This window comes from Shigella sp. FC1661 (assembly GCF_001712525.1).
GTDB lineage: Bacteria > Pseudomonadota > Gammaproteobacteria > Enterobacterales > Enterobacteriaceae > Escherichia > Escherichia coli.
In genome coordinates this window covers 1-10,589 of sequence record NZ_MDGW01000048.1, presented here as the reverse complement: position 1 = coordinate 10,589, position 10,589 = coordinate 1, and the positions used below count along the sequence as shown (strand labels likewise).

Here is a 10,589-nt window from a genome sequence, read left to right as displayed (position 1 = left end):
TCGGCCTTTGAGGTCGTGGTATGGATGACGGATGGCTGGCCGCTGTATGAATCACGCCTGAAGGGAAAGCTGCACGTTATCAGCAAGCGTTACACTCAGCGCATTGAGCGACATAATCTGAATCTGAGACAACATCTGGCAAGGCTGGGACGGAAGTTACTGTCGTTCTCAAAATCGGTGGAGCTGCATGACAAGGTCATCGGGCATTATCTGAACATAAAACACTATCAGTAAGTTGGAGTCATTACCTACATAATATATAAATAAATAAAATATATTTGTGGTATGAATATTATTGTTCTTTTAATATGCGTCCATAAAAAAGGGAGACTTTGAAGTCTCCCTCCTCGTATTTATTTCAGTAGCAACATATTTCTAAATATGCGCCTCACGCAACATTTTCTGCTCTGGCTGACGAATCGTCGTAGAAAGCGCCAATGACAGAATCAGCAGGGCGAAAATCACGTAGAAGGTCACATAGAAACCGCCAAACAGTGAGGCGATAATCGAACCAAAAATGCTACCGATACCGAAACCGAGGTAAATCACACCGTAGTTTTTCGCCAGGTTATTGAGGCCGAAGAACTCACTGACCAGTGATGGAAAGACGGTAATAGTGCCGCCAAAGTTAAATGCCACGCAGGCAATCGCTGCAAAGAACGTCACTGCATTTAATGGTGCAAACAGCAGGGCCGCCATACCCACCAGCGAAATCACCTGACCAATGGTGATAACACGGATACGGGCAATTTTGTCAGACAGAATGCCCAGCACCAGACGACCTGAAAGGTTAGCGATGGAAATAACCGTTACTGCATTGGCTGCGGAAACCACATCAAGGTGTGCCAGACTTTGGGCGATATCTTTCGCTACCCCAATCACGTACAGGCCGCTCATGCAGGCAGTCAGGAACATTACCGCTAACATCCAGTACTGCGGTTTACGCATCGACTCTGCCAGCGTGTAATCTTTCTCCACCACACCATTGCTGGTTTTCACTTCCTGTTTTGGTGCGTCTTTCATTAACGTTGCGCCGAAAACAATCATCACCAGCGCAATCGCTCCCCAAATCACAAATGTTTTTTCCAGACCCACCGTTTCCAGCAGCTGCGTGTCGATAAATTTGAAACCCAGGCTACCAAGACCATAAGAACCGATAGCGAACGCGGAGATCAGACCTTTACGCTCCGGGAACCACTTCACGCAGTTAGAGAGCGTCAGCAGGTAACCCGCGCCATCCGCCAGACCGACCAGCACACCGGCGCTTAACCACAGCATCATCAGGTTGTCAGAATGCGCTGTCAGGAAGAAGCCTAATCCTAGCAAAATGCCGGAAGCCATAGTGACGCGTTTAACGCCAAAACGTTCCTGTAATTTCCCCGCAACAGAAGATGAAATTGCCAGCCCCAGACTTAACAAGCCGAAAGAGAAAGCGACCTGGCTTACCGGCGCATCCAGCTTGGCAGAAAGCGCGCCATTAAACAGACTCCAGGTATAAACCGACCCCAGCGCAAACTGGGTAATGATAGTACCGATGAGTGTCAGCCAGCGGGTACGCTGATAATTTGAAGGTGTCATGGCAGTATTCCTGCAGTAATAAAAAGGAAAAATCTCTGCCGACAACCATAACGAAGTGCATTTTATGCCTGGGGAAAAACGGCATGAAATGCCATCAGAACGGAATGAAATGCCTTAGTTCAGGAATGAATGACGCGACAATTATTCACCAAATTTATTATTTGTAAGTTAGCACACACTATCACCGCAACTATTGTTATTCAATGGTTTCAATTGTGACTGTTACGTTAAAATCTGGCGCTAACCCCCATCGTATACAGATAGTCGCTATTATTAGTGGTATTTTCTGCCTGAGTTAGCGCGGCATAGGCGGCAATATTTTGATTGAGCAACATATCAGCGCCTACGGTGACATCCAGCCAGTTGCCGTTCTGGTTTGTCGCCGTCATCCGGCTCAGGCCTGATTGCGCCTTCCAGATATTCTCGCCAAATTGCTGGTTATAGCTGATTTGCGCCCAGGGTCGGAGATCGCCAAGCCGGGAGTCAACACGCCAGCCTAAGCTACTCACGCTGGCATGCCATAACGGATCGGTCAGCGTGGTAGTACTGTCGCCAAACTCGTTATACATCGAGGTGGTTGTGCCATCGTAATGTAATGCCGCGACCGGGCCGGTTGTAACCTGTTCATATAAAGGAAAATTCCAGCCCATACTCATACTGCTGGTCACATCCACAGGAGTTTCTTCCGCCAGATTGACTTCCAGTCCCAGCGCCCTTTGGCTACTTTGAATACGTTGCGACAAAATATCGTTGTAATCAGGTTGATGATCACTATCCCAGGTGTAACGCTCTGTGGAATGTCCGGGTTGCGTATCAACGATATATTCTTGTTGCCAGGCGTAAGCTGTGTTGAGAAAAAAGGCACTGATTACCACGCTCGCCAGCAGGCTTAGCTGCCAGCGACCACCGCTTTTTTTTATGATCATTAACACGACTCCAGGGAAGAGCCGAATTCGGCAATATTATTGTCATTGTATGAAGGATATCGGGCATAGTAGCCCTGTATTAAATATTGACTTTTTCACCGATGCGTCAAGAAAAGCGGCTGAAATTTTTACGATCGGGTACATAGCGAGGGAAAGTATGGAACGTTGCGGCTGGGTGAGTCAGGACCCGCTTTATATTGCCTACCATGATAATGAGTGGGGCGTGCCTGAAACTGACAGTAAAAAACTGTTCGAAATGATCTGCCTTGAAGGGCAGCAGGCTGGGTTATCGTGGATCACCGTCCTCAAAAAACGCGAAAACTATCGCGCCTGCTTTCATCAGTTCGATCCGGTGAAGGTCGCAGCAATGCAGGAAGAGGATGTAGAAAGACTGGTACAGGACGCCGGGATTATCCGCCATCGCGGGAAAATTCAGGCAATTATTGGTAATGCGCGGGCGTACCTGCAAATGGAACAGAACGGCGAACCGTTTGCCGACTTTGTCTGGTCGTTTGTAAATCATCAGCCACAGGTGACACAAGCCACAACGTTGAGCGAAATCCCCACATCTACGCCCGCCTCCGACGCCCTATCTAAAGCACTGAAAAAACGTGGTTTTAAGTTTGTCGGTACCACAATCTGTTACTCCTTTATGCAGGCATGTGGGCTGGTGAATGATCATGTGGTTGGCTGCTGTTGCTATCCGGGAAATAAACCATGATTCGGGAAGCGCAACGTTCAGAACTCCCCGCGATCCTCGAACTGTGGCTGGAAAGTACAACCTGGGGACATCCCTTTATAAAAGCGAATTACTGGCGTGATTGCATTCCGCTGGTGCGGGATGCGTATCTTGCCAATGCGCAAAACTGGGTCTGGGAAGAAGACAGTAAGCTTCTCGGTTTTGTCAGCATTATGGAAGGCCGATTTCTGGCAGCGATGTTTGTCGCACCGAAGGCCGTCAGGCGCGGTATTGGTAAGGCGCTGATGCAATATGTGCAGCAGCGCCATCCCCACCTGATGCTGGAGGTTTATCAAAAAAATCAACCGGCGATAAATTTTTACCAGGCGCAGGGTTTTCACATTGTCGATTGCGCATGGCAGGATGAAACCCAACTACCCACCTGGATTATGAGCTGGCCGGTGGTTCAAACGCTGTAAGTGTCAGTTCCGGACCGTTGTATTTTTCCAGCCATGCCAGCGCCGTATTACCCGCACAGCCATTCCCCAGCCGCGAGCTGGGGAGATCTTTGGTCAGCACGTTGACTGCGCCGTTTTTACAAATACCGTCAGCGGTTAAATCCAAATCCGGCCATGCCCCTTCGTGAATACAAATCACGCCAGGTTTAATTCCCTCGCTAATGACCGCTCCGGCAAGAATTTGCCCGCGTGCGTTCCACAGCCGAACAGTATCGCCATCTTGAATGCCGCGCGCCAGGGCATCGTCAGGATGAATGGTGGCAGGCTCACGATTTGCCACCGCATACAATTCGCGCAGAGAACTGTAATTCAGCTGGCTGTGCAGACGATGCGCCGGATGAGCAGAAAGTACCTGTAACTGTTCCGGTTCGGCATTGCCCTGCCATTCGTCCGGCTCCAGCCACATTGGATGCCCCGGGCAATCCGGATAAGCGTAATCGGCAATACGCTGCGAGAAGATTTCAATCTTACCGCTGTCGGTTTTTAATGGATGCGCCTGCGGATCGCGGCAAAAATCAGCGAAGCGAATAAACCGCTCGCTGTCCGGGTTTTCCGGCATCTCAATTAACTGATTGGCTTGCCAGAACTCAGCAAATGGCGGCAATTCAACCTGCTGGCTTGCCCCGCGCTGTCGGGCAACGTTATAAAACGTTTCCAGCCATTGCAACTCACTTTTTCCTTCCGTAAAACGTGCATAACCGCCCTTCTCCCAGCGTTCACTTAACTCGGCAAAAACATCAAAATCATTACGCGCTTCATAGCGTGGCGGCACCACTTGCTTCATCGGCACCAGATGCTGATTACTGTAATCGCCGGTCATGGTGAGATCATTACGCTCAAAAGAGGTAGTCGCAGGCAGAACGATATCCGCGTGTTTTGCCGCCGCCGTCCAGAAGCATTCGGAGATAACTACCAGCTCCGGTTTTTGCCAAGCTCGTATCAGGCGATTAGTGTCCTGATGATGGGTGAAGTTGGCGCCACCCGCCCACCAGATAAAGCGAATATCCGGGAAGAGGCGATTCATGCCATTGTGTTGGTATGCGCAGCCAGGGTTTTCCAGTGCTTCAACAATACGGGCAACAGGGATTTTATCTACCGCATCGCTGCCACCCGGCAAGCTACCCTGCATGGAAGAGAGCACCGCAGAACGCCGCGTGGGATTACCACCATTGGCAAAATGATAAGAAAGACCAAAACCGCCGCCGGGTGTGCCGATTTGCCCCAACATTGCCGCCAGCGTGACGATCATCCAGTGTTTTTGCTCACCAAACTGTTGGCGCTGCATTCCCCAGCCAGCCATCAGCATGGTCGTGTTTTGGTGGAAAAGAGCCGCCAACTCGCGAATTTTCGCTGCGTGAACCCCACAAATCCCTGCCGCCCATTCGGCGGTTTTGGCTATTCCGTCACTCTCGCCCAGCAAATAAGAGGCGAAGACGGCATAACCTGTGGTGCAACGCGCCAGAAACGCTTCGTCGTGCCAACCATTTTCCACCAGCGTATGGGCGATCCCCAGCATCAGCGCAACATCGGTGCCCATGTGCGGTGCCACCCACTCCATTTTATCGCCAAAGAAATCGACGGTTTCCGATCGCATTGGATCAATACAGATCAGCTTTTTCCCGCTGTCACGCAGTGCGGAAAAGTAAGAAAGCCCCTGCTCATCAGATGCATTCCACGCAATTTTCAGCGTATTGAGTGGGTTAGCACTCCACAACACCACGACATCGCTATGTTCCAGCACCAGCGGCCAACTGGTTTGCTGTTGATAAACTTCGCTGCCACCCACGACATACGGCATGATCGCCTGTGCCGCACCGGTCGAATAATCCCCCAGATGCCCGGTATAACCGCCTGCCAGCGCCATATAGCGTTGTAATAATGTCGAGGCCTTATGCAGCACGCCGTTTGAACGCCAGCCGTAGGAACCAGCAAAAATCGATGCCGGACCATAAGCCTCACGAATGCGTTTATGTTGTTGGTGAATAAGATCCAGCGCCTCATCCCAACTCACGCGAACAAATTCATCCTGCCCACGAATGCCTTGCGGGTTTTCCGGTGACGCGAGAAAGCCTTTGCGCACCATTGGAAATCGTACCCGCGTATTGCTGTGAACCTGGTCGCGAACCGCGCTCTGCAAGGAGTTTTCCATTCCTGTGGCTAACGCGCCACGCGAGCTAAACACGGTTTCGTCGTCGGTTTCAACCAGCATGGGCCCCCAGTGGGCGGCAGTCAGAACGGAATATCGTGAGGATGAGTTGGCCAAACCGAAGACTCCTGAAAGGTTAGATGTATTGAGCAGTTAAATATTACTTACAAATTTCCGAGTATTCCCAGGAATAATCTTCATGTTCACGCGGCATAATCTCCCGCCACGGAACCCGTGGCAAAGAATAAAAAGGTTATTAAGGATTAACAATGAAGAAACGTGTTTATCTTATTGCCGCCGTAGTGAGTGGCGCTCTGGCGGTATCTGGCTGCACAACTAACCCTTACACCGGCGAACGCGAAGCAGGCAAATCTGCTATCGGCGCAGGTCTGGACTCTCTCGTGGGCGCGGGTATTGGTGCGCTCTCTTCTTCGAAGAAAGATCGCGGTAAAGGCGCGCTGATTGGCGCAGCAGCAGGCGCAGCTCTGGGCGGCGGCGTGGGTTATTACATGGATGTGCAGGAAGCGAAGCTGCGTGACAAAATGCGCGGCACAGGTGTTAGCGTAACCCGCAGCGGGGATAACATTATCCTCAATATGCCGAACAATGTGACCTTCGACAGCAGCAGCGCGACCCTGAAACCGGCAGGCGCTAACACCCTGACCGGCGTGGCAATGGTGCTGAAAGAGTATCCGAAAACGGCGGTTAACGTGATTGGTTATACCGACAGCACGGGGGGTCACGACCTGAACATGCGTCTCTCCCAGCAGCGTGCGGATTCTGTTGCCAGCGCGTTGATCACCCAGGGCGTGGACGCCAGCCGCATCCGTACTCAGGGCCTTGGCCCGGCTAACCCAATCGCCAGCAACAGCACCGCAGAAGGTAAGGCGCAAAACCGCCGTGTAGAAATTACCTTAAGCCCGCTGTAATCCCTTTCATGCCAGGTGATGCAGAAATCACCTAGCATTCTTCAGTTTTCCTTCATCATATTTCAGGCTAAGGTGAGCGCCTTATCAGTGAATGGAGAGAAGCATGAAGCCGTCCGTTATCCTCTACAAAGCCTTACCTGATGATTTACTGCAACGCCTGCAAGAGCATTTCACCGTTCACCAGGTGGCAAACCTCAGCCCACAAACCGTCGAACAAAATGCAGCAATTTTTGCCGAAGCTGAAGGTTTACTGGGTTCAAACGAGAATGTAGATGCCGCATTGCTGGAAAAAATGCCGAAACTGCGTGCCACATCAACGATCTCCGTCGGCTATGACAATTTTGATGTCGATGCGCTTACCGCCCGAAAAATTCTGCTGATGCACACGCCAACCGTATTAACAGAAACCGTCGCCGATACGCTGATGGCGCTGGTGTTGTCTACCGCTCGTCGGGTTGTGGAGGTAGCAGAACGGGTAAAAGCAGGCGAATGGACCGCGAGCATAGGCCCGGACTGGTACGGCACTGACGTTCACCATAAAACACTGGGCATTGTCGGGATGGGACGGATCGGCATGGCGCTGGCACAACGTGCGCACTTTGGCTTCAACATGCCCATCCTCTATAACGCGCGCCGCCACCATAAAGAAGCAGAAGAACGCTTCAACGCCCGCTACTGCGATTTGGATACTCTGTTACAAGAGTCAGATTTCGTTTGCCTGATCCTGCCGTTAACTGATGAGACGCATCATCTGTTTGGCGCAGAACAATTCGCCAAAATGAAATCCTCCGCCATTTTCATTAATGCCGGACGTGGCCCGGTGGTTGACGAAAATGCACTGATCGCAGCATTGCAGAAAGGCGAAATTCACGCCGCCGGGCTGGATGTCTTCGAACAAGAGCCACTGTCCGTAGATTCGCCGTTGCTCTCAATGGCCAACGTCGTCGCAGTACCGCATATTGGATCTGCCACCCATGAGACGCGTTATGGCATGGCCGCCTGTGCCGTGGATAATTTGATTGATGCGTTACAAGGAAAGGTTGAGAAGAACTGTGTGAATCCGCACGTCGCGGACTAAGCCGCGACTGCGTGAAGTAAAGCCCGATAATCGCTCGGGCTTTTACTCTTTATTGGGTTGCAGTAACTGCTGTAGTCCAGGCCTGATTAAACGCCTGATGTTGTGCCGGTAACGGCGCAATCAGTTTGTTATATTCACTTGCCTGCTGCGAAGTCGGGAACTGGATACCATTTGCTACAAAGCTCACCTGAGTACCTTGTTGAGCAATGTAGTCTCCAACCATCACCAGTTGTTGCGTGAAAGTTTGTGCAACCGGAATCAACGGTTGCAATGCATCAGCTGGCGTCGTTACCACTTTGGTGAATGCCTGATCAAAGACCGGTTTCAAATCATCGGTCTGTTTTAGCGCAGAGTGCGCAGCATCGGCCTGCAACTTCGCATTTTGCAGTTGTTGCGCCAGCACACCCAGCGAACCGTTCATTTCACGCAGCGGACCGCTTTGCGTAACGTAATCCTGCGGTACGCGAATTGCGTTAACGCTGTCTACGACCGGGCGCAGACCGGAATCCATCGCCTGATTCACCTGCTGAGAATAACCATACAGAATCGCGTAATCAGAGACAAAAGGACCAAACTGTTTTTTCTGATCGGCAGTCAGGGTTGGTAGACGTTCACCGCTACGCATCACTGTATTCTGCAGGAAGTCGATAAACGCTTTACGCTGATCGCCTTCTTTATCAAAACACCCACTCAGGCTAACTACCATTAATAACGCCGCAAGAGGCGCAAACCAGCGAGAGCAGGACTTTCCTGTCGCCATTTTCTTACTCCTTTCACCCAAAAAAAGCGCACAACGACACACGCGTGTCTGACGTGACAAGGATAGTCCAGGACAGGCTTGCAGGATACCCTTTCTACGTAATCTTCCTGGTAAAATCATGGAGAAAATGAAACAAGGTTAATTTGTTGTTTCATTGTTAAAAAATGATATTGCCGTTGCTTTTTTGTAGCCCGAGATTTACGCCTTCGCAGAACTTTAGATTTTCGAAATCTTTACAAAACAGGAGTGGTAAGAGATATATCGGCATTTATCAGATCGTTAGGTGGCTATAAGTCACGCTAAATGACTGGCTGAATCGAATCATAGCCAGAGCATGCCCTGACTTCACCCCGCTGTGTCTGCTTTTCCCGACTATTCTTAATGAGCTTCGATGCAATTCACGATCCCGCAGTGTGATTTGAGGAGTTTTCAATGGAATATAAAGATCCAATGCATGAGCTGTTGAGCAGCCTGGAACAGATTGTTTTTAAAGATGAAACGCAGAAAATTACCCTGACGCACAGAACAACGTCCTGTACCGAAATTGAGCAGTTACGAAAAGGGACAGGGTTAAAAATCGATGATTTCGCCCGGGTTTTGGGCATATCAGTCGCCATGGTAAAGGAATGGGAATCCAGACGCGTGAAGCCTTCAAGTGCCGAACTAAAATTGATGCGTTTGATTCAAGCCAACCCGGCATTAAGTAAGCAGTTGATGGAATAGACTTTTATCCACTTTATTGCTGTTTACGTCCTGATGACAGGACCGTTTTCCAACCGATTAATCATAAATATGAAAAATAATTGTTGCATCACCCGCCAATGCGTGGCTTAATGCACATCAACGGTTTGACGTACAGACCATTAAAGCAGTGTAGTAAGGCAAGTCCCTTCAAGAGTTATCGTTGATACCCCTCGTAGTGCACATTCCTTTAACGCTTCAAAATCTGTAAAGCACGCCATATCGCCGAAAGGCACACTTAATTATTAAAGGTAATACACTATGTCCGGTAAAATGACTGGTATCGTAAAATGGTTCAACGCTGACAAAGGCTTCGGCTTCATCACTCCTGACGATGGCTCTAAAGATGTGTTCGTACACTTCTCTGCTATCCAGAACGATGGTTACAAATCTCTGGACGAAGGTCAGAAAGTGTCCTTCACCATCGAAAGCGGCGCTAAAGGCCCGGCAGCTGGTAACGTAACCAGCCTGTAATCTCTGCTTGAAAGCACAGAATCTAAGATCCCTGCCATTTGGCGGGGATTTTTTTATTTTTTTTCAGGAAATAAATAATCGATCGCGTAGTAAAATCTATTATTATTTTTGTGAAGAATAAATGTGGGTGCAATGAGAATGCGCAACGCCGTAAGAAAGGCGGGAATAATTTCCCGCCGAAGACTCTTACTCTTTTAAATTGCAGGCTAAAAATGCCGCCAGCTCATAACGCCCCTGTTTAATATGCAATTCACACAGTGAATCTCTTACCATCCAGGTGAAAAATAAAAGCGTGAAACAAATCACTATTAATGAAAGTAATCCGTATTTTTGCGGCATTCCCAGCCCCCTGTGTTGATTTCCAACGAGTAAGAGGCTAACCTTATGGTGTTCAGGCATAGGGTGCCTCACTTTGATTTATAGTCAGGTGGGGCTTTTCTCTGTCTGCCTTTCGGTGAATACCTGAGACAAACAGTCTCAAGCACCCGTAGCTATTCTAGCTTAATAAGTTTGTTTCTTCTCCTTGATATAATCCTAAAAAAATCTGGTAATGCTGCCAACTTACTGATTTAGTGTATGATGGTGATTTTAAGGTGCTTGCGTGGCTTCCATTTCCATCAGATGTCCTTCCTGCTCCGCTACTGAAGGCGTGGTGCGTAACGGCAAAAGCACTGCCGGACATCAGCGCTATCTCTGCTCTCATTGCCGTAAAACATGGCAACTACAGTTCACTTACACCGCCTCTCAGCCCGGTACGCAC

The 10,589-nt window shown here is 49.6% G+C and carries 14 protein-coding genes; 9 read left to right on the top strand and 5 right to left on the bottom strand.

What is annotated here, in order from left to right; all coding sequences use genetic code 11:
* On the top strand, nt 1–234 hold a 234-nt coding region (locus BFF42_RS03890; RefSeq protein ID WP_024170645.1), incomplete at its 5' end, for an IS1 family transposase.
* 141 nt (nt 235–375) lie between these two features.
* Here the strand turns inward: BFF42_RS03890 and BFF42_RS03885 are convergent.
* Nucleotides 376–1,578, bottom strand: a complete 1,203-nt coding sequence (locus BFF42_RS03885) for an L-lactate MFS transporter (protein WP_000189025.1) — start codon at nt 1,576–1,578, stop codon at nt 376–378.
* A gap of 227 nt (nt 1,579–1,805) precedes the next feature.
* The gene (locus BFF42_RS03880; protein ID WP_001296791.1) at nt 1,806–2,504 is read right to left on the bottom strand and encodes an autotransporter outer membrane beta-barrel domain-containing protein; all 699 of its coding nucleotides are present in this window, start codon (nt 2,502–2,504) and stop codon (nt 1,806–1,808) included.
* 157 nt (nt 2,505–2,661) lie between these two features.
* Between BFF42_RS03880 and tag the strand changes: the two genes are divergently transcribed.
* Nucleotides 2,662–3,225, top strand: coding sequence for a DNA-3-methyladenine glycosylase I (gene tag / locus BFF42_RS03875; RefSeq protein ID WP_000438948.1), 564 nt, complete (start codon nt 2,662–2,664; stop codon nt 3,223–3,225).
* Nucleotides 3,222–3,662, top strand: a complete 441-nt coding sequence (locus tag BFF42_RS03870; protein ID WP_000617481.1) for an N-acetyltransferase — start codon at nt 3,222–3,224, stop codon at nt 3,660–3,662. Before tag ends, BFF42_RS03870 begins: the two co-directional genes overlap by 4 nt.
* Here BFF42_RS03870 and bisC read toward each other — a convergent pair.
* Nucleotides 3,631–5,964, bottom strand: coding sequence for a biotin sulfoxide reductase (gene bisC / locus BFF42_RS03865; protein WP_000013907.1), 2,334 nt, complete (start codon nt 5,962–5,964; stop codon nt 3,631–3,633). The genes BFF42_RS03870 and bisC overlap by 32 nt on opposite strands.
* 152 nt (nt 5,965–6,116) lie before the next feature.
* Here bisC and BFF42_RS03860 point away from each other — a divergent pair, with 152 nt between their 5' ends.
* Together BFF42_RS03860 and ghrB are read left to right on the top strand one after the other, a co-directional pair.
* Entirely contained in the window at nt 6,117–6,776 is a 660-nt protein-coding gene (locus BFF42_RS03860; RefSeq protein ID WP_000747617.1) for an OmpA family lipoprotein, read from the top strand.
* A gap of 103 nt (nt 6,777–6,879) precedes the next feature.
* A complete protein-coding gene (gene ghrB, locus BFF42_RS03855; RefSeq protein WP_000805027.1) occupies nt 6,880–7,854 on the top strand; it encodes a glyoxylate/hydroxypyruvate reductase GhrB in 975 nt (324 codons plus the stop codon).
* 49 nt (nt 7,855–7,903) lie between these two features.
* On the opposite strand, the gene BFF42_RS03850 is transcribed toward ghrB, so the two are convergent.
* The gene (locus tag BFF42_RS03850) at nt 7,904–8,614 is read right to left on the bottom strand and encodes a DUF3053 domain-containing protein (RefSeq protein ID WP_004987320.1); all 711 of its coding nucleotides are present in this window, start codon (nt 8,612–8,614) and stop codon (nt 7,904–7,906) included.
* A 432-nt stretch (nt 8,615–9,046) separates the two neighbouring features.
* Between BFF42_RS03850 and BFF42_RS03845 the strand changes: the two genes are divergently transcribed.
* From BFF42_RS03845 to BFF42_RS27185, 3 genes are all read left to right on the top strand, one after another.
* On the top strand, nt 9,047–9,337 hold the full coding sequence (locus BFF42_RS03845; RefSeq protein WP_004987407.1) for an HTH-type transcriptional regulator: 291 nt from the start codon (nt 9,047–9,049) through the stop codon (nt 9,335–9,337).
* A 279-nt stretch (nt 9,338–9,616) separates the two neighbouring features.
* Nucleotides 9,617–9,829 carry a transcription antiterminator/RNA stability regulator CspE gene (cspE, locus tag BFF42_RS03840; RefSeq protein ID WP_000014594.1) on the top strand — a complete coding sequence of 71 codons (213 nt, stop codon included), beginning with the start codon at nt 9,617–9,619 and terminating at the stop codon, nt 9,827–9,829.
* A 138-nt stretch (nt 9,830–9,967) separates the two neighbouring features.
* On the top strand, nt 9,968–10,027 hold the full coding sequence (locus BFF42_RS27185) for a hypothetical protein (RefSeq protein ID WP_212732943.1): 60 nt from the start codon (nt 9,968–9,970) through the stop codon (nt 10,025–10,027).
* On the opposite strand, the gene hokA is transcribed toward BFF42_RS27185, so the two are convergent.
* Nucleotides 10,016–10,168, bottom strand: a complete 153-nt coding sequence (gene hokA / locus BFF42_RS03835) for a type I toxin-antitoxin system toxin HokA (RefSeq protein ID WP_001135724.1) — start codon at nt 10,166–10,168, stop codon at nt 10,016–10,018. The two genes, BFF42_RS27185 and hokA, sit on opposite strands and share 12 nt — an antisense overlap.
* 262 nt (nt 10,169–10,430) lie before the next feature.
* Between hokA and BFF42_RS03830 the strand changes: the two genes are divergently transcribed.
* Nucleotides 10,431–10,589, top strand: a 159-nt coding sequence (locus tag BFF42_RS03830; protein WP_032277379.1) for an IS1 family transposase, incomplete at its 3' end; no start/stop codon positions are given.